We start from the raw sequence: 17,854 nt of genomic DNA on the forward strand, positions 1-17,854 counted from the left end.
GCGGGCGATCAGCGTCGCCTGCTGTCGGGCGTCGGCATGGCCGCCAGATCTTCGCTCAATTGCGCACGCAGCGTGGCAATGGCCGCCGTGGTGTCGGCCGGCTTGAGTTCCTCTCGCGCGATGGCTTCGCGCAGGTGATGGCGCAGTATCGGATCGTGCGTTTGGCCGAGTGTTTCGCGATAGAACGGCAGGACGTTCTCCGGATGACCGCCTGCGCGGTACAGGTGCGCAATTTCCTCGATGGTGCGGATGGCCGCGAAGGCAGGGCCACCGAAGCGCCCACCCATACCCGGCGGCGGGGGCGGCTGGTCGCGCAATCCCCGCGTGCCATGCGGGTCCTGAACCGGGCGCGGCGCCATGGGGGCGTCGGCGCGCGCGTCGGCGGCGGGGGCGGCGCCGGCCGACGTCGCGAACGTCAAAGCCAGCATCAGGGCAAGCGCGCCCGAGGCACGGCGCAAGGTGATCGTCATGATATGGACTCCGTAATGAAATCGCGTTCGCTGGAACGTCGAACGTCGGCGCCAAGCGTAACGTGCAGGCAGGTAGTCGCCGCCGCCCCGTAACGACGTGTAAGGTAAGGCATGTCCGAGTCGATCGCAGGAGTTCGCCCATGACAACCGATACCTCACCGTACGTGCATCCCGCCACCCTTACTTCATGGCAAAGTCCGGTGGACTTCTACGCCACGCTCACACGCGTGATGGACGCCCTCCGGGCCCATGACATGACGATCTTTGCCGACATCGATCAGAGCGCAGCCGCTGCGTCGGTCGGACAGACGTTGCGTCCGACGCGTCTGGTCCTCTTCGGGAATCCCAAGGGCGGCACGCCGGTCATGAGTGCCAATCCGCATGCCGGGATCGAGCTGCCGCTCAAGGTCATGGTGTGGGCGGCGGCGCCCGATGACGTGCGCGTCGATTTCCTGAATCCGGGCCCGTTGCTGAGTGCACTTTACGGCATCGATTCGGCGCAGACGGCAGGTTTCGGCGCGGTCGCCAGGATACTCGAGGCGGCGCTCGCCGCCTGAGCCCCGGCATGCCCCACGTGGCGGTTCGGTTGTTGAAACGCGCCGTCGGGCCGAGTGGGGCGGTCAGGCCCCCGTCGCAGGCGCGACGGTGCGGCGCAGGCGCCGGATGTCGGCGCCACCCCCTGTACGGCGGGCGTTGGCGCGCGCTGTGCGCCGACACGAAAATCCCTATACTGATTCGGCCTCTCCGTGCGCGCGCACGCGGCAATCCCGCCCCGGCTTCCCGGGGCGCCGCGATCGGCGCGCGGGCAATCCCCCCTTTTTTTGATGGAGCAACTTCCGTGTCGAACAGTCAATGGATCCGTGTCGAAACCGTGGACGGCAGTTTCGATGCCTATCTGGCATTGCCGCCGACGGGCAAGACGACCAACGCCCCGGGCATCGTGCTGGTACAGGAAATCTTCGGCGTGAACGAGCATATTCGCGGTGTCGCCGATCAATATGCGATGGACGGCTACGTCGTACTCGCACCGGACGTCTTCTGGCGTGACGCCCCCCGCGTCGAACTCGGCTATGCGGGCGACGACATGGCGCGCGCGCTGGAACTGCGCAAGTCGGTCGACGTCGAGAAGACCGTCAGGGACGTCGAGGCGACGGTCAAGGCGCTGCGCGGCAAGCTCGACGCCGGCGCCAAGGTCGCCGCCGTGGGCTACTGCTTCGGCGGTCTGGTGTCGTATCTGAGCGCCGCGCGCGGGCTCGTGGACGCGGCCGTGCCATATTACGGCGGCGGCATTCACAACTATCTGGCCGAGGCGCCCAACCTGAACGTGCCGGTGCAGTTCCACTACGGCGCGCTCGACAGCCACATCACGCCGGACATCGTGAAGCAGGTGAGCGAGGCGGTGAAGTCGCGTCCGAACACGGAGGTGTTCGTGTATCCCGGCGCCGACCACGGCTTCAACTGCTGGGCACGCGGCGCGTATCATCAGCCTTCGGCGGTGCTGGCGCACGGCCGTGCGCTGGAGTTCCTGGCCAAAGCGCTGGCGCGTTGAGCGATGCGGTGTTCCGGCCTGCGGCCCGCTCATCAGGCCAGGCCGATGACACCCGTTCAATGACAGGAAGCCCGCTTCGGCGGGCTTCTTCGTTTCAGGCGCGATGCGGCGAGGGGCGGACGATTGGGCGCATCCGACCGACGCTTGCGCCGATTCGCTAAAAAAGCCCGTCGCCGGAGCGACGGGCAAAGTCCTGTGCGTCGAACCACCACGCACAGCGACAGGAGTCTGAGGCCGTGAATCGCAAGCGGCCGGAATTCAGACGGATAGCGCGGGCTGCGCCTCGCGCGTCGTTATGCGCAGAACGCGCGCCGCGCCGCCACCTCGCATGAGGTCGGCGGCGCGGCGGGTTACATTACGAACCGAAGTAGGTCGTGCCGGCGCGTTGCTGGCCACCGACCGAACCCATCGCAATCGGGCTGCCGGCCGAGACCGGCTGTGCGCTGGGGGCCGCCTTCGGGTACACGGCGTCGTGCTGCACCACGAGACCGGCCCGTTGTGCCTGTACCAGCTCGTCGCGAACCTGGGCGCGACTTAGCACGGTCGTTTGCGGCACCCAGGCAAATTCCGACGGACCGTCGAAGGCGTCGCTGGCGAAGGCGGAACCGGCCGAGACGGCAAGCATGGCGGAAACGAGAGCCGAAGCAATAAGCGTGCGTTGCATGATGTTTTCTCCTGTCTTTTGAAAGGGGCGATGTGTTATTCATCGTCGACAATTGAAGTCTATTGATGCACGCACTAACGATAAAGGCGACTTATTGCAAGCCACTCTTGTGTATTCGGAAACAATCGATCAAGCGCTTCCGAGGAGACGTCCCGATGCTCTATCTGTGGATCAAGGCCGTACATCTCATCGCCGTCATCACGTTCATCGCCGGGATGGTGACGATGGCGTTGGGCGGACGCCTGGCGCAGCCCGAATGGCGCCGAATCGCACGCCGTGCGGATTACGGGCTGGCGTCGCCGGCGCTGATCGTGGTGTGGATCAGCGGCCCGGTGCTGGCCGTCATGGCGAACTGGTGGAGCGCGCCGTGGTTCATGGCGAAGCTGGTGTTCGTGCTGATCATCTCGGCGCTGCATGGACGGTTGTCGGCCACGCTGCGGCGGCTCGAACGAGACGGCGCAGCCACGTCGCCGCCGCTGTTCCGCCGTGCATTGCCCGTGGTCTGGGTGTCGATGGCGATCATCGTGGCGCTCGTCATCGTCAAGCCGTTCTGAGCGTTTCGAGACGTATCGCGCGGGGATGATCCGGAAGGTACCCGGCTTGGTCTCCGGGCCCGCCGGTGTTACGCTGGCGACATCGCCAAAAACGTCCCAAAACTACGTCTTTCAAGGCCTGGTGCCGATGCCGATCACTAGTGCGGTACCCCTGGCGTTTCAGGGCACTGACCGCCCCGTCGGCGCGCTGGCGAAGGATTACCCGGATGGGCATGTCGTGCGCCCGCACAGTCATCGGCGCGCGCAACTGATGTACGCGAGCGCCGGCATTCTCGAAGTGCGCACAGACGCATCGTTCTGGGTCATTCCGCCACAACGCGCGTTATGGATTCCGAGGGATGTCACGCATGAAGTGCGCATGCGGGGCAAGGTCGAAATGCGCACTATTTACGTCGACGTGGATCGATGCGGATTCCGCGCACCCGAAGCGCCGGTCTTGATTCGCGTGTCCGCACTGCTGCGGGAGCTGATCCTGCGCGCGATGACGCTTGGTGAGAACTGGTCGCCCGACGGTCGTGACGGCCTGGTCATGGCGCTGCTGCTCGAGGAGATCGAGTGGAAGAGCGATTCGCCACTGCACCTCCAGGTGCCTCGCGATGCGCGGTTGCGCAAGATCTTCGATACTTACCTGAGTATGCCGGCCGACCCGCGCAGCCTCCAGGACTGGGCGGTCGAGGTCGGCGCGTCGAGCCGCACGCTGGAGCGCCGGTTCATGACGGAGTTCGGTTTGCCGTTCCGGGAGTGGCGTCAGCACATGCGCCTGCTCGGTGCGCTGCCATTGCTGGGGGCCGGACGGCCCATCACCCAGGTGGCGCTCGAAGTCGGTTATGAAACGCCGAGCGCCTTCTCCACCATGTTCCGCCGCTTCATGGGCGTGACGCCAAGCGACTACCTGACGCGCGTCCGCGACCCGGACTGAGCCAGTGCATGGCGTCCCACATGTCGTCGTAGACGGGCACGCCCTCGGCGTAGAGCGGCGAGCGCGCGCGCTTCGAGCCAATACCGACGAAGTCGATGCCGAGCGCTCGCGCCACCTTCAGATCCCACAGGCCGTCGCCAATCGATACGATGGCGCGCGGCTGCGTGATGCCGTAGCCCACCTGCGCCCGTTTGATCGCCTCGGCGACGAGCTGCTCGCGCGAGCTGTATTCGGACGCCGTGATGAGCATCGCGTCGGTGTAGTCGATGGCGACAGAGCGCAGCTTGCGATGGCTCACCTGCCGGATGCCACCCGTGGCGAAAACCACGCCCCAGCGCGAGCGATGCGCGGCTTCGACGAACGCGCGCGCGCCGGGAATTTCCGCCAGCCCGTGGGCATTGAGCAGCGCTGTGAAGCGTTCGTCGATCTCGTGCTCGAAGCGCGCCAGATCGTGCGGTTGCGGCAGGGCGCGACCATGCTCGGCATGGGCGTGAATCAGAATGCCGGTATCGGTGTGATGGGGGTAGCTGCCCCAGTCGGTGTTCAGATCCTCGAATTCCAGCGACTCCATGGCGCCGAGCAGCGCACGCTGATGGATGCGCACCGAATCGGTCAGAGTGCCATCGACATCGAGCACCAGAATGCTGTCTTTTTCGAAACTCGCCTGCATGGCTGTTAGTGGACTCGTGTCAGGTGCGGGGGCGGCCGCCGAATTTTGGGAGTGTACGAATTCGCCGCAACGAATAAAACGCGTCGGGTGACATCGGATACGCCGGATGCGACAGACCGCCCTGCAGGATTTGATAGCTTGATCTCGATCATGCCTGAAGACGGGCCCAAAGCCATCCCGGACATGCGATATGCCGCATACGTTACCCGAAACGCGGGCGCGCTTGCGAGAGGCGTTGCCGGTCGATCCGGATGAACGCGGCGGGGCGTCTCTCAGCCCGGTCGGCGCAGGTTCGCGGTGGCGCGGTCAGTGCGGTCATGGCGGCAAACCCGCCGGGAGGCGGCGACCGGTATCGCACCCGGTGTTTCGTCAGACGACCGCCGCGCGCAGGCTCGGCGGCGCTTCGTGCAACAGGGCCCGCAGGCGCATGAGCGCGCTGCCCAGACGCTCGGGATCGCGCACGCCGCCGAGCGAGATCCGGATGGCATTGGGACCGTCGGGCAACAGGCAGAAGGCGTCGGCCGGCGTTACCGCCAGCCCTTCGGCGCGCGCGGCGACTGTCAGCTCGCGCGCGGTCCACGCCGCGGGCAGGGTATGCCATCGATGAATGCCGTGCGCCGGCGCGCTCGCGGCGTCGCCGAGAATTTCCGCAGCGATCGCCTGGCGCTGGGCGGCGGCTTCCTTCACGCCCTCGAGAATGCGGTCGGCCATGCCGTTGTGAATCCACTGCGTCGCGAGCCCCGTCATCAACGGAGGCGCCATCAGGGCAAAGGAGTGCAGGGTATTGAGAAAGACGTCGCGATGGCGGGCGTCTGCCAGCCGGAGGTAAGCGGTGCGCAACCCCGGCGTGAGGCATTTCGACAGCGTGGCCACGTAGTGCACGCGATGCGGTGCGAGACGCGCGAGCGGCGCCGGCGCACCGGGCGCAAGTCGCCAGTAGGGGTCGTCTTCGATGAACGTCAGGTCGAGGGCCTCTGCCACGTCGAGCAACTCGCGCCGGCGGCGCTCCGGCATGGTGCGGGCCGTCGGGTTCTGCAACGTCGGGTTCAGATAGACGAGCCGGGCGCCATGCCCGCGCGCCGCCTCGCGCAAAGCGTCAGGCAGCATGCCGTGGTCGTCGGTCGCCACGCCGGCGAGCCGGCGGCCGAGCGAATGCGCCGCGCCGCGCAAGCCCGGATAGACGATCGGCTCGCACAACACGGTGTCGTCGCGCGCCGTGGTGGCCAGCAGCAGCGCCGCGAGCGTGGCCTGGGCGCCCGGGCAGACAAGGACGTCCGAAGGCGCCAGCGTGCCCAACATCGGGGCGAGCCACAGCGCGCCAGCCTGGCGGTCCGCCATGCCGCCTTCGCCCAGTTGATACGCCATGAGCATCGAAGCGTCGGTGTGACGCAGCACCTCGTCGATGCCCTTTTGCAACATCTCGCCGAGAAACAGGCCGATCGGCGCGGGCGGAATGTTCATTCCCAGATCGAGCACCTGGTCGATCGCGATGCGCGGGGTGCTCACGAAGGTGCCCAGCGGACCACGTCCCTCGATGGCATGACGGTCGCGCGCCCGGTTGTAGGCGCGCGTGACCGTGGTGAAATCGATGCCGAGCCACGACGCGAGTTCCCGCTGCGCCGGTAACCGGTCGCCCGGCCGCAGGCGACCGTCGGCCACGGACTGCTCGATGAAGCTGGCCAGACGCAGGTAGCGAGGCCCCTTTCCCGTGCTCAAAGCGGGTTTCCAGAAGGTGGCGCGCAGGGTGTCGTGAGAGGCGTCCATGGCGATGTCCGGCTTATGTATGGAGAAAATTGTGAAAATTTCCGATGCGTGAAGTGTAGTTTGCATACATGCGGGTCGCAAGGCTTGCATTCGCGAGAGCTGACCGCATCTCGTGACGGGGCCGGGGCGGCCCATGTATCGCCGCGGCGTTGCGGGTCCTGCCGGCAGGGGTATCAAGAGCCGTTAACAATCAACGACTTACGAAGCGATTCCCTGGGCTATTGCATTGACACTTGCAATGGTCCCATGTATAGTCGCAGGCTCCGGTTTTTCCGGCGGTATGCGCGTGTCCAATGCAAAGTGCTTATGCATCAAGGGTTTGGATGCGGGTAATCCGCAAGGGTGATCGGAGATTTGCAGTGAAGTTGCATGGAGGTCCGCCTTGGCTTTCATGCTTTTGACACATTTAGGAAATCACAATGCCAACGATTAACCAATTGGTCCGCAAGCCGCGCACCTCTGCTCAGATCAAGAGCAAGAGCCCGGCCCTGCAGGACTGCCCGCAGCGTCGCGGCGTGTGCACCCGTGTGTACACCACGACGCCGAAGAAGCCGAACTCCGCACTGCGTAAGGTTGCCAAGGTGCGCCTGACGAACGGTTTCGAAGTCATCTCGTACATCGGCGGTGAAGGCCACAACCTGCAGGAACACTCGGTCGTGCTGATCCGCGGCGGTCGTGTGAAGGACTTGCCGGGTGTGCGTTACCACATGGTGCGCGGTAGCCTCGACACGCAAGGCGTCAAGGACCGTAAGCAGGCCCGTTCGAAGTACGGCGCGAAGCGTCCGAAGGCCTAAGCGGCTGAGCGGATATACGTTCGGTGATGGTGGTACATCGTCACTGAGTAAGTGGTCACTCGGCCAGGTGCTGGCTAGTAGGTGGCCTGGAGCGAAGCTCCAACTGAATCAATCAAGGAAGAAATCATGCCGCGTCGTCGCGAAGTCCCCAAGCGCGAAGTGTTGCCCGATCCGAAGTTCGGCAACGTTGAAGTCGCTAAATTCATGAACGTGCTCATGCTTGCCGGCAAGAAGTCGGTTGCGGAGCGCATCGTTTATGGTGCTTTCGAGCAGATCCAAACCAAGGCGGGCAAGGATCCGCTGGAAGTCTTCAACACCGCTCTCGGCAACGTGAAGCCGGTGGTTGAAGTCAAGAGCCGCCGCGTTGGCGGTGCAAACTATCAGGTTCCGGTCGAAGTGCGTCCGTCGCGTCGTATGGCATTGGCGATGCGTTGGTTGCGTGAGGCCGCGAAAAAGCGTAGCGAGAAGTCGATGGCCCTGCGCCTGGCAGGTGAGCTGATCGAGGCCTCGGAAGGCCGTGGCGGCGCCATGAAGAAGCGTGACGAAGTTCACCGCATGGCCGAAGCCAACAAGGCATTCTCGCACTTCCGCTTCTGACGCTGGCAAGCAGTACCTAGAGCAGAAACCGGGGCGGGTGCGCATGAGAAATTGCGCCTCGCCCGTTTGTGTTAGTAGCCCCCTCAAAAATGGCGGCTACATTGAAAGAGGCTTAAAGTGGCTCGTACAACCCCTATCGAGCGCTACCGCAACATCGGTATTAGCGCTCACATCGACGCAGGTAAGACCACGACGACCGAGCGCATTTTGTTCTACACCGGTGTGAACCACAAGATCGGTGAAGTGCACGATGGCGCCGCGACGATGGACTGGATGGAGCAGGAACAAGAGCGCGGCATCACGATCACGTCGGCTGCCACGACCTGCTTCTGGTCCGGCATGGCGAACAACTACCAAAAGCACCGCATCAACATCATCGACACCCCGGGTCACGTCGACTTCACGATTGAAGTCGAGCGCTCGATGCGTGTTCTCGATGGCGCGTGCATGGTTTACTGTGCCGTGGGTGGCGTGCAGCCCCAGTCGGAAACCGTTTGGCGTCAGGCCAACAAGTACGGCGTGCCGCGTCTGGCGTTCGTCAACAAGATGGACCGTACCGGCGCGAACTTCTTCAAGGTCTACGACCAGCTGAAGAACCGCCTGAAGGCCAACCCGGTGCCGGTGGTGGTGCCGATCGGCGCCGAAGAAAACTTCAAGGGCGTGGTCGACCTCATCAAGATGAAGGCGATCATTTGGGACGAAGCGTCGCAAGGCATGAAGTTCGACTACGTCGACATTCCGGCCGAGCTGCAAGCGGAAGCCCAGAAGTGGCGCGAAAGCATGGTCGAGGCCGCTGCCGAGTCGAGCGAAGAGATGATGAACAAGTACCTCGAAGAGGGCGACCTCCCCGAGGCTGACATCATCGAAGGTATTCGTCTGCGTACCATCGCATGCGAAATCCAGCCGATGCTGTGCGGTACCGCGTTCAAGAACAAGGGTGTGCAGCGTATGCTGGACGCCGTGATCGACTTCCTGCCGTCGCCGGTCGACATTCCGCCGGTCAAGGGCACGGACGACAAGGAACAGCCGGCAGAGCGCAAGGCGTCGGACGACGAGAAGTTCTCGTCGCTGGCGTTCAAGATCATGACGGACCCGTTCGTCGGCCAGCTGATCTTCTTCCGCGTCTACTCGGGCGTTGTGAACAAGGGCGACACGCTGCTGAACTCGGTCAAGGGCAAGAAGGAACGCCTGGGCCGTATCGTGCAGATGCACGCCAACCAGCGTGAAGAAATCGACGAAGTGCGCGCTGGTGACATCGCCGCTGCCGTCGGCCTGAAGGACGCGACCACGGGTGACACGCTGTGCGATCCGAGCGCCCCGATCGTGCTCGAGCGCATGGTGTTCCCGGAGCCGGTGATTTCGCAGGCTGTCGAACCGAAGACCAAGGCCGACCAGGAAAAGATGGGCCTCGCCCTGAACCGCCTGGCGCAGGAAGATCCGTCGTTCCGTGTGCATACCGATGAAGAATCGGGTCAGACCATCATTTCGGGTATGGGCGAGCTCCACCTCGAAATTCTGGTCGATCGCATGAAGCGCGAATTCGGCGTGGAAGCCAACATCGGCGCACCGCAGGTTGCCTACCGCGAAACCATTCGCAAGTCGGCTGTGGACGTCGAAGGCAAGTTCGTCAAGCAGTCGGGCGGTCGCGGCCAGTTCGGTCACGCCGTCATCACGCTTGAGCCGAGCGAGCAGGGCGCTGGTTACAAGTTCCTCGACGAGATCAAGGGTGGTGTCATTCCGCGTGAATACATCCCGGCCGTTGACAAGGGTATTCAAGACACCCTCAAGAGCGGTGTTCTCGCCGGCTTCCCGGTGGTCGACGTCACGGTTCACCTGACGTTCGGTTCGTACCACGATGTGGACTCGAACGAAAACGCGTTCCGCATGGCCGGCTCGATGGCTTTCAAGGAAGCCATGCGTCGCGCCAACCCGGTCATTCTCGAGCCGATGATGGCCGTGGAAGTGGAAACGCCGGAAGACTACATGGGCAACGTGATGGGCGACCTGTCGAGCCGTCGCGGCATCGTGCAGGGCATGGACGACATGGTGGGCGGCGGCAAGATCGTGCGCGCCGAAGTGCCGCTGTCGGAAATGTTCGGCTACTCGACGTCGCTGCGTTCGCTCACGCAGGGTCGCGCCACGTACTCGATGGAGTTCAAGCACTACGCTGAAGCTCCGAAGAACGTGAGCGAAGCCATCATCAGCAACAAGAACAAGTAATTGAATTGTCAGGTGTCTGCATCGGGTGATGCAGCACCTTACGCATTGTTTAAATCGTCTATTCAGTATCTGAGGATTCGGAAATGGCAAAGGAAAAATTCGAGCGGACCAAGCCGCACGTGAACGTCGGCACCATCGGTCACGTTGACCACGGCAAGACCACCCTGACGGCAGCGATCGCAACGGTTCTGTCGGCCAAGTTCGGCGGCGAAGCCAAGAAGTACGACGAAATCGACGCGGCGCCGGAAGAAAAGGCACGCGGCATTACCATCAACACCGCGCACATCGAGTACGAAACGGCTAACCGCCACTACGCACACGTTGACTGCCCGGGCCACGCCGACTACGTCAAGAACATGATTACCGGTGCTGCCCAGATGGACGGCGCCATCCTGGTTTGCTCGGCAGCCGACGGCCCGATGCCGCAAACGCGCGAGCACATCCTGCTGGCCCGTCAGGTCGGCGTGCCGTACATCATCGTGTTCCTGAACAAGTGCGACATGGTCGACGACGCCGAGCTGCTCGAGCTGGTCGAAATGGAAGTTCGCGAACTCCTGTCGAAGTACGACTTCCCGGGCGACGATCTGCCGATCATCAAGGGTTCGGCCAAGCTGGCGCTGGAAGGCGACAAGGGCGAACTCGGCGAAGTGGCCATCATGAACCTGGCCGACGCCCTCGACACGTACATCCCGACGCCGGAGCGCGCCATCGACAAGCCGTTCCTGATGCCGGTGGAAGACGTGTTCTCGATCTCGGGCCGCGGCACGGTTGTGACCGGTCGCGTTGAGTCGGGCATCATCAAGGTCGGCGAAGAAATCGAAATCGTCGGTATCAAGATGGATGGCGGCAAGCCGCAAATCGACAAGACGACCTGCACGGGCGTGGAAATGTTCCGCAAGCTGCTCGACCAGGGTCAGGCCGGCGACAACGTCGGTATCCTGCTGCGCGGCACGAAGCGTGAAGACGTGCAGCGTGGTCAGGTGCTGGCCAAGCCGGGCTCGATCAAGCCGCACATGCACTTCACGGGCGAAGTGTACGTTCTGTCGAAGGATGAAGGTGGTCGTCACACCCCGTTCTTCAACAACTACCGTCCGCAGTTCTACTTCCGTACCACGGACGTGACGGGCTCGATCGTTCTGCCGGCCGACAAGGAAATGGTCATGCCGGGCGACAACGTGTCGATCGAAGTCAAGCTGATCGCCCCGATCGCCATGGACGAAGGTCTGCGTTTCGCAATCCGCGAAGGTGGCCGTACCGTCGGCGCCGGCGTGGTTGCCAAGATCCTCGACTAATTCGCGGATTCGATGGAACGGGCGCCGGTTCGCCGGCGCCTGTTTCAGAAATGTCTGTTTGCTCTTTGTGATGTACCCGGCACCCGAACGAGGGCTGCCACGCTCTTTGGAGAATTTCCATGCAGAACCAGAAGATCCGCATTCGCCTGAAGGCTTTCGACTACCGCCTGATCGACCAGTCGGCCGCCGAAATCGTTGAGACCGCCAAGCGCACCGGCGCCATCGTCAAGGGCCCGGTGCCCCTGCCGACGCGCATCGAGCGTTTCGACATCCTGCGTTCGCCGCACGTCAACAAGACGTCGCGCGACCAGCTCGAGATCCGCACGCACCAGCGCCTGATGGACATCGTCGATCCGACCGACAAGACGGTCGATGCGCTGATGAAGCTCGACCTGCCGGCTGGCGTCGACGTCGAAATCAAGCTGCAGTAAGGCTTGCGAGCGACTTTGCTCTTGAAAGCCCCGCCAATGCTGAACCGGCGGGGCTTTTGTTATGCGATTTAGCAACACTTGTCAAGCGATAAAGGCTCGTCTATAATGTCGGGCTCAAGTGTAGTTTTGAAAAGATGGCCCACGTCCGTGGACCATCCTTTTGTCATTTAGCCCCGGCCAATCGCAGTCGGGAATGGAGAAAATCATGAGCCTTGGCCTTGCCGGTCGCAAGGTTGGCATGACGCGTATTTTCACGGAAGACGGTGATTCGATCCCCGTTACCGTGATCGACGTGTCTAACAACCGTGTGACGCAAATCAAGACGGATGAAACGGACGGCTACACCGCCGTTCAAGTCACTTTCGGTAAGCGTCGCGCCACGCGCGTGACCAAAGCCGCCGCTGGCCACTTCGCGAAAGCGGGTGTCGAAGCCGGTGAAATCCTCAAAGAGTTCCGCGTTGACGCCGCCAAAGCTGCAGAGCTGAAGGTGGGCGACGTTGTGAGCACCGATCTGTTCCAGGTGGGCCAGAAGGTCGACGTGCAAGGCGTGTCGATCGGTAAGGGCTACGCCGGTACCATCAAGCGTTACAACTTCGGTTCGGGCCGCGCATCGCACGGTAACTCGCGTTCGCACAACGTTCCGGGTTCGATCGGTATGGCGCAGGATCCGGGTCGTGTGTTCCCGGGTAAGCGCATGACGGGTCACCTGGGTGACGTTACGACCACGGTGCAGAATCTCGTGATCGCGCGTATTGACGCTGAACGTGGCCTGATCTTCGTGAAGGGTGCCATTCCTGGCGCCAACGAAGGCAAGGTTTTCGTGACCTCGGCTGTCAAGGCCAAACTCGCGAAGGGAGCGTAACAATGGAACTGAAGCTCCTGAATGAGCAAGGTCAGGAAGGCGCTGCTGTCAACGCGTCGGACGTCGTGTTCGGCCGTGACTACAACGAAGCGCTGATCCATCAGGTCGTGGTGGCTTACCAAGCCAACGCCCGTAGCGGCAATCGTGCGCAGAAAGACCGTGAACAGGTCAAGCACACGACGAAGAAGCCGTGGCGTCAGAAGGGTACGGGCCGTGCTCGTGCCGGTATGTCGTCGAGCCCGCTGTGGCGCGGCGGTGGCCGTATCTTCCCGAATTCGCCGGAAGAGAACTTCACCCACAAGGTCAACAAGAAGATGTACCGCGCCGGTGTGTGCTCGATTCTGTCGCAGCTCGCCCGTGAAGGTCGTCTGTCGGTCGTCGAGGACATCAAGCTGGATGCTCCGAAGACCAAACTGCTCGCTGAAAAGATCAAGGCCATGGGTCTTGAGTCGGTGCTGCTGATCACGGATAGCGTGGACGAGAACCTGTTCCTGGCCTCGCGCAATCTGGCTCACGTTGCCGTCACCGAGCCGCGTTTCGCCGACCCGCTGTCGCTCATCTACTTCAAGAAGGTGCTGCTGACGAAGGGCGCGATCGCCAAGATTGAGGAGATGCTGTCATGAGCGACGTGCGTAAAAACGACCATCGTCTGTACCAGGTCCTGCTCGCGCCGGTGATCTCCGAAAAGGCGACGCTGGTGGCTGACAAGAATGAACAAGTGGTGTTCCAAGTTGCACGCGACGCGAACAAGCAAGAAGTGAAGGCTGCGGTTGAGCTTCTCTTCAAGGTTGAAGTCGAGTCGGTGCAGATCCTGAACCGCAAGGGCAAGCAAAAGCGCTTTGGCCGCTTCATGGGTCGTCGCGACCACGAGAAGAAGGCCTACGTCAGCCTGAAGCCGGGTCAGGAAATCAATTTTGAAGCGGAGGCCAAGTAATCATGGCACTCGTCAAAACGAAACCGACGTCGCCGGGCCGCCGTTCGCTGGTCAAGGTCGTCAACAAGGATCTGCACAAGGGCAAGCCGTTCGCCCCGCTGCTCGATACCAAGAGCAAGACCGCTGGCCGTAACAACAACGGTCACATCACCACCCGTCACATGGGTGGCGGTCACAAGCAGCACTACCGTATCGTCGATTTCCGTCGCAACAAGGACGGCATCACGGCGAAGGTCGAGCGCCTGGAATACGATCCGAACCGCAGCGCGAACATCGCACTGTTGTGCTACGCCGACGGCGAGCGTCGTTACATTCTTGCACCGAAGGGCATGACCGTCGGCCAGCAAGTGGTGAGCGGCTCGGAAGCGCCGATCAAGGCTGGCAACACGCTGCCGATCCGCAACATTCCGGTCGGTACGACGATTCACGGCATCGAACTGCAGCCGGGCAAGGGTGCGCAGATCGCGCGCGCTGCCGGTACGTCCGCAATGCTGCTGGCTCGCGAAGGCACGTACGCTCAAGTGCGTCTGCGTTCGGGTGAAGTCCGTCGCGTGCACATCGAGTGCCGCGCCACCATCGGTGAAGTCGGCAACGAAGAGCACAGCCTGCGCCAACTGGGCAAGGCCGGTGCGAAGCGTTGGCGCGGTATTCGCCCGACCGTTCGCGGTGTGGCGATGAACCCGGTGGATCACCCGCACGGTGGTGGTGAAGGTCGTACGGCTGCTGGTCGTCATCCGGTCAGCCCGTGGGGTCAGCATACCAAGGGTAAGCGTACCCGCTCGACCAAGCGCACCGACAGCATGATCGTTCAGCGTCGCGGCAAGAAGCGTTAATTGGAGCTAGCAAATGACTCGTTCTGTTAAAAAAGGTCCGTTTTGCGACGCTCATCTGCTGAAGAAAGTGGAAGCGGCAGCTGCATCGCGTGACAAGAAGCCGATCAAGACCTGGTCGCGTCGTTCGACCGTCCTGCCCGATTTCATCGGCCTGACGATCGCTGTGCACAATGGCCGTCAACACGTGCCGGTGTACGTGACGGAAAACATGGTCGGCCACAAGCTGGGTGAGTTCGCGCTCACCCGTACCTTCAAGGGCCATGCGGCCGACAAGAAGGCGAAGAAATAAGGGGCCGATCATGGAAGTGAAAGCAATTCATCGCGGTGCCCGTATCTCGGCGCAGAAGACGCGTCTGGTCGCTGACCAGATCCGCGGCCTGCCGCTGGAGCGTGCGCTCAATGTCCTGACCTTCTCGCCGAAGAAGGCCGCGGTCATCATCAAGAAGGTGCTGGAGTCGGCAATCGCCAACGCCGAGCACAACGAAGGTGCTGACATCGACGAACTGCGCGTCAAGGGCATTTACGTCGACAAGGCGACCTCGCTCAAGCGTTTCACCGCGCGCGCCAAGGGCCGTGGTAATCGCATCGAGAAGCAAACCTGTCACATCACTGTGACGCTGGGCAACTAAGGGGTCACGATGGGACAGAAAATTCATCCGACTGGCTTCCGTCTGGCTGTCAGCCGTAACTGGGCTTCGCGTTGGTACGCCAACAACCAGAATTTCGCGCAAATGCTGAAGGAAGACATCGGCGTTCGCGAATATCTGAAGAAGAAGCTGAAGAACGCTTCGGTCGGCCGCGTGGTCATCGAACGTCCGGCCAAGAATGCCCGCATCACGATTTTCAGCTCGCGTCCGGGCGTTGTGATCGGCAAGAAGGGCGAGGACATCGAGATCCTCAAGGCTGAGCTGCAGAAGCGCATGGGCGTGCCCGTGCACGTGAACATCGAGGAAATCCGCAAGCCGGAAACCGATGCGCAGCTGATCGCCGATTCGATCGCTCAGCAGCTCGAGCGCCGTATCATGTTCCGTCGCGCAATGAAGCGTGCGATGCAGAACGCGATGCGTCTGGGTGCCCAGGGCATCAAGATCATGAGCGCCGGCCGTCTGAACGGCATCGAAATCGCCCGTACCGAGTGGTATCGCGAAGGCCGTGTGCCCCTGCACACCCTGCGCGCCGACATCGACTACGCAACCTCGGAAGCGAAGACGACCTACGGCATCATCGGTATCAAGGTGTGGGTGTACAAGGGTGACACGCTGGGCCGCAACGACGCTCCGGTGGCTGAAGAGCCGGCGGAAGAAAAGCGTCCGCGCCGCAACGCGCGTCCGGGCGACCGCCGCCCCCGTCGTGACGATGCTGGCGACAAGGCCGGCGCGAAGCGCGGTGGTGCACGCCGCCCGGCTGGCAAGCCTGAAGGCGACGCCAAGACTGGAGAATAATCATGCTGCAACCGAAACGCAGAAAGTATCGCAAAGAGCAGAAGGGCCGTAACACTGGCGTCGCCACCCGTGGCAACGAAGTGTCGTTCGGCGAATTCGGCCTGAAGGCGGTCGGTCGTGGTCGTCTGACGGCTCGTCAAATCGAAGCCGCGCGTCGCGCCATGACTCGCCACATCAAGCGCGGTGGCCGTATCTGGATCCGTATCTTCCCGGACAAGCCGATCTCGCAAAAGCCGGCAGAAGTGCGTATGGGTAACGGTAAGGGTAACCCGGAGTACTACGTCGCCGAGATTCAACCGGGCAAGATGCTGTACGAAATGGACGGTGTGGATGAAGCGCTGGCGCGCGAGGCGTTCCGCCTGGCCGCAGCCAAGCTGCCGATTCAGACGACGTTCTTCGTGCGTCGCCTTGGCGCCTGAAGGGAGAATTTGAAATGAAAGCATCCGAACTTCGTGCCAAGGATGTCGACGGCCTGAACAAGGAACTGTCGGATCTGTTGAAGGCCCAATTCGGTCTTCGCATGCAAGCGGGCACCCAACAGCTGAGCAACACCAGCCAGCTGAAGAAGGTGCGCAAGGACATCGCGCGTGTGCGTACCGTGTTGACTGAGAAGGCGAGCCAGAAATGAACGATACCGCTAAGACCTCGCTGAAGCGTACCCTGGTGGGTAAGGTTGTCAGCGACAAGATGGACAAGACGGTTACCGTGCTGGTCGAGCGTCAAATGAAGCACCCGCTCTACGGCAAGTACATCGTGCGTTCGAAGAAGTACCACGCGCACGACGAGACCAACCAGTACAAGGAAGGCGATACGGTCGAGATTCAAGAATCCCGTCCGCTGTCGAAGACCAAGGCCTGGACGGTTTCCCGTCTCGTGGAAGCTGCCCGCATCATCTAAGGCACGCTGAAGCGAAGGCTTGACTTGCAAGTCCGGAATTATCATTGTATAATTCCGGACTTTCCGCTTCTTTCGCCAAAACCGGTCTTTGGTTTCGCAAGGAAGTGGATGGCTTCCGAGGCCGATTCGTATCCTCTGCGAGTCTGGTTGAGGTAGCAAAGTTGTCCACTTTTGAACGACTCAACCCAAACGGCACCCTTTGGTGCTGACGGGGACCAAGACTGACCGACATGTATGTGTCGGATTAAGTTGGGAAGATAACACCATGATTCAAACTGAAACCCGGCTCGAAGTAGCCGACAACACCGGTGCGCGCGAAGTGATGTGCATCAAGGTGCTGGGCGGCTCCAAGCGTCGCTACGCCGGCATTGGCGACATCATCAAGGTCAGCGTGAAGGATGCTGCCCCGCGTGGTCGCGTCAAGAAGGGCGAAATCTACAACGCAGTGGTCGTGCGCACCGCCAAGGGCGTGCGTCGCCAGGACGGCTCGCTGGTCAAATTCGACGGCAACGCCGCCGTGCTGCTCAACACCAAGCTCGAGCCGATCGGCACCCGTATCTTCGGGCCGGTTACGCGTGAACTGCGTACCGAACGCTTCATGAAGATCGTGTCGCTGGCCCCGGAAGTGCTGTAAGGAGCCGACACATGAACAAGATTCGCAAGGGTGACCAGGTCATCGTGCTGACGGGTAAGGACAAGGCCAAGCGTGGCACGGTCCTGGCCGTTGATGGCGACAAGTTGGTCGTCGAGGGCGTGAACGTTGCCAAGAAGCACGTCAAGCCGAACCCGATGAAGGGCACGCAAGGTGGCGTGGTCGACAAGACGATGCCGATCCACGTTTCGAACGTGGCGCTGGTGGATGCCAATGGCAAGCCGTCGCGCGTGGGCATCAAGGTCGAAGACGGCAAGAAGGTCCGCTTCCTCAAGACGACCGGCGCGGTCGTCGGTGCCTAAGTCGCAGG

Annotated in this window: 25 protein-coding genes; 21 read left to right on the forward strand and 4 right to left on the reverse strand. The window is 62.1% G+C overall.

What is annotated here, in order from left to right; genetic code table 11:
• Positions 1-8: 8 nt before the first annotated feature.
• Positions 9-470: a hypothetical protein gene (locus LV28_RS25555; protein ID WP_048806476.1), complete on the reverse strand. Its 462-nt coding sequence runs from the start codon at positions 468-470 to the stop codon at positions 9-11.
• A 140-nt stretch (positions 471-610) separates the two neighbouring features.
• Between LV28_RS25555 and LV28_RS25560 the strand changes: the two genes are divergently transcribed.
• Both LV28_RS25560 and LV28_RS25565 read left to right on the forward strand, forming a co-directional pair.
• The gene (locus tag LV28_RS25560) at positions 611-1,027 is read left to right on the forward strand and encodes a DUF302 domain-containing protein (protein WP_036641580.1); all 417 of its coding nucleotides are present in this window, start codon (positions 611-613) and stop codon (positions 1,025-1,027) included.
• A 281-nt stretch (positions 1,028-1,308) separates the two neighbouring features.
• Complete coding sequence (locus tag LV28_RS25565) at positions 1,309-2,019, forward strand: dienelactone hydrolase family protein (protein WP_023593815.1); 711 nt, start codon at positions 1,309-1,311, stop codon at positions 2,017-2,019.
• A gap of 355 nt (positions 2,020-2,374) precedes the next feature.
• Here the strand turns inward: LV28_RS25565 and LV28_RS25570 are convergent, their stop codons facing one another.
• Entirely contained in the window at positions 2,375-2,683 is a 309-nt protein-coding gene (locus LV28_RS25570) for a DUF4148 domain-containing protein (protein WP_023593816.1), read from the reverse strand.
• Between the two features lie 155 nt (positions 2,684-2,838).
• Here LV28_RS25570 and LV28_RS25575 point away from each other — a divergent pair, with 155 nt between their 5' ends.
• Both LV28_RS25575 and LV28_RS25580 read left to right on the forward strand, forming a co-directional pair.
• Positions 2,839-3,237: a CopD family protein gene (locus tag LV28_RS25575; RefSeq protein WP_023872503.1), complete on the forward strand. Its 399-nt coding sequence runs from the start codon at positions 2,839-2,841 to the stop codon at positions 3,235-3,237.
• Between the two features lie 127 nt (positions 3,238-3,364).
• A complete protein-coding gene (locus tag LV28_RS25580; protein ID WP_024788538.1) occupies positions 3,365-4,156 on the forward strand; it encodes an AraC family transcriptional regulator in 792 nt (263 codons plus the stop codon).
• On the opposite strand, the gene LV28_RS25585 is transcribed toward LV28_RS25580, so the two are convergent.
• Together LV28_RS25585 and LV28_RS25590 are read right to left on the reverse strand one after the other, a co-directional pair.
• Entirely contained in the window at positions 4,104-4,826 is a 723-nt protein-coding gene (locus LV28_RS25585; protein ID WP_023593819.1) for an HAD family hydrolase, read from the reverse strand. The genes LV28_RS25580 and LV28_RS25585 overlap by 53 nt on opposite strands.
• Positions 4,827-5,195: 369 nt before the next feature.
• Complete coding sequence (locus LV28_RS25590; protein ID WP_038619129.1) at positions 5,196-6,590, reverse strand: aminotransferase-like domain-containing protein; 1,395 nt, start codon at positions 6,588-6,590, stop codon at positions 5,196-5,198.
• A 419-nt stretch (positions 6,591-7,009) separates the two neighbouring features.
• Between LV28_RS25590 and rpsL the strand changes: the two genes are divergently transcribed.
• From rpsL to rplX, 17 genes are all read left to right on the forward strand, one after another.
• The gene (gene rpsL / locus LV28_RS25595; RefSeq protein WP_010804142.1) at positions 7,010-7,384 is read left to right on the forward strand and encodes a 30S ribosomal protein S12; all 375 of its coding nucleotides are present in this window, start codon (positions 7,010-7,012) and stop codon (positions 7,382-7,384) included.
• 126 nt (positions 7,385-7,510) lie between these two features.
• Positions 7,511-7,981: a 30S ribosomal protein S7 gene (rpsG, locus tag LV28_RS25600; RefSeq protein WP_023593821.1), complete on the forward strand. Its 471-nt coding sequence runs from the start codon at positions 7,511-7,513 to the stop codon at positions 7,979-7,981.
• Positions 7,982-8,098: 117 nt separating this feature from the next.
• The gene (fusA, locus tag LV28_RS25605) at positions 8,099-10,201 is read left to right on the forward strand and encodes an elongation factor G (RefSeq protein ID WP_023593822.1); all 2,103 of its coding nucleotides are present in this window, start codon (positions 8,099-8,101) and stop codon (positions 10,199-10,201) included.
• 83 nt (positions 10,202-10,284) lie between these two features.
• Positions 10,285-11,493 carry an elongation factor Tu gene (gene tuf / locus LV28_RS25610; RefSeq protein WP_023593823.1) on the forward strand — a complete coding sequence of 403 codons (1,209 nt, stop codon included), beginning with the start codon at positions 10,285-10,287 and terminating at the stop codon, positions 11,491-11,493.
• A 119-nt stretch (positions 11,494-11,612) separates the two neighbouring features.
• Positions 11,613-11,924 carry a 30S ribosomal protein S10 gene (gene rpsJ, locus LV28_RS25615; protein WP_010804138.1) on the forward strand — a complete coding sequence of 104 codons (312 nt, stop codon included), beginning with the start codon at positions 11,613-11,615 and terminating at the stop codon, positions 11,922-11,924.
• Positions 11,925-12,129: 205 nt separating this feature from the next.
• Positions 12,130-12,786, forward strand: coding sequence for a 50S ribosomal protein L3 (gene rplC, locus LV28_RS25620; protein WP_023593824.1), 657 nt, complete (start codon positions 12,130-12,132; stop codon positions 12,784-12,786).
• A 2-nt stretch (positions 12,787-12,788) separates the two neighbouring features.
• A complete protein-coding gene (gene rplD, locus LV28_RS25625) occupies positions 12,789-13,409 on the forward strand; it encodes a 50S ribosomal protein L4 (protein WP_010804136.1) in 621 nt (206 codons plus the stop codon).
• Complete coding sequence (gene rplW, locus LV28_RS25630) at positions 13,406-13,720, forward strand: 50S ribosomal protein L23 (protein WP_010804135.1); 315 nt, start codon at positions 13,406-13,408, stop codon at positions 13,718-13,720. Before rplD ends, rplW begins: the two co-directional genes overlap by 4 nt.
• A gap of 2 nt (positions 13,721-13,722) precedes the next feature.
• Positions 13,723-14,553, forward strand: coding sequence for a 50S ribosomal protein L2 (rplB, locus tag LV28_RS25635; protein WP_023593825.1), 831 nt, complete (start codon positions 13,723-13,725; stop codon positions 14,551-14,553).
• 13 nt (positions 14,554-14,566) lie between these two features.
• Positions 14,567-14,842, forward strand: a complete 276-nt coding sequence (gene rpsS, locus LV28_RS25640; RefSeq protein ID WP_010804133.1) for a 30S ribosomal protein S19 — start codon at positions 14,567-14,569, stop codon at positions 14,840-14,842.
• A gap of 10 nt (positions 14,843-14,852) precedes the next feature.
• The gene (gene rplV / locus LV28_RS25645; protein WP_023593826.1) at positions 14,853-15,182 is read left to right on the forward strand and encodes a 50S ribosomal protein L22; all 330 of its coding nucleotides are present in this window, start codon (positions 14,853-14,855) and stop codon (positions 15,180-15,182) included.
• A gap of 9 nt (positions 15,183-15,191) precedes the next feature.
• Positions 15,192-15,995, forward strand: a complete 804-nt coding sequence (gene rpsC, locus LV28_RS25650; protein ID WP_023593827.1) for a 30S ribosomal protein S3 — start codon at positions 15,192-15,194, stop codon at positions 15,993-15,995.
• A 2-nt stretch (positions 15,996-15,997) separates the two neighbouring features.
• Positions 15,998-16,414, forward strand: a complete 417-nt coding sequence (rplP, locus tag LV28_RS25655; protein WP_010804130.1) for a 50S ribosomal protein L16 — start codon at positions 15,998-16,000, stop codon at positions 16,412-16,414.
• Positions 16,415-16,428: 14 nt separating this feature from the next.
• Positions 16,429-16,623: a 50S ribosomal protein L29 gene (gene rpmC, locus LV28_RS25660; RefSeq protein WP_010804129.1), complete on the forward strand. Its 195-nt coding sequence runs from the start codon at positions 16,429-16,431 to the stop codon at positions 16,621-16,623.
• The gene (gene rpsQ / locus LV28_RS25665; RefSeq protein ID WP_010804128.1) at positions 16,620-16,892 is read left to right on the forward strand and encodes a 30S ribosomal protein S17; all 273 of its coding nucleotides are present in this window, start codon (positions 16,620-16,622) and stop codon (positions 16,890-16,892) included. The genes rpmC and rpsQ overlap by 4 nt, the downstream gene beginning before the upstream one ends.
• Before the next feature lie 265 nt (positions 16,893-17,157).
• Complete coding sequence (rplN, locus tag LV28_RS25670; protein WP_010804127.1) at positions 17,158-17,526, forward strand: 50S ribosomal protein L14; 369 nt, start codon at positions 17,158-17,160, stop codon at positions 17,524-17,526.
• 11 nt (positions 17,527-17,537) lie between these two features.
• Positions 17,538-17,846, forward strand: a complete 309-nt coding sequence (rplX, locus tag LV28_RS25675; RefSeq protein ID WP_023593828.1) for a 50S ribosomal protein L24 — start codon at positions 17,538-17,540, stop codon at positions 17,844-17,846.
• Positions 17,847-17,854: the final 8 nt, after the last annotated feature.

This window comes from Pandoraea pnomenusa (assembly GCF_000767615.3).
GTDB classification, from domain to species: Bacteria; Pseudomonadota; Gammaproteobacteria; order Burkholderiales; family Burkholderiaceae; genus Pandoraea; species Pandoraea pnomenusa.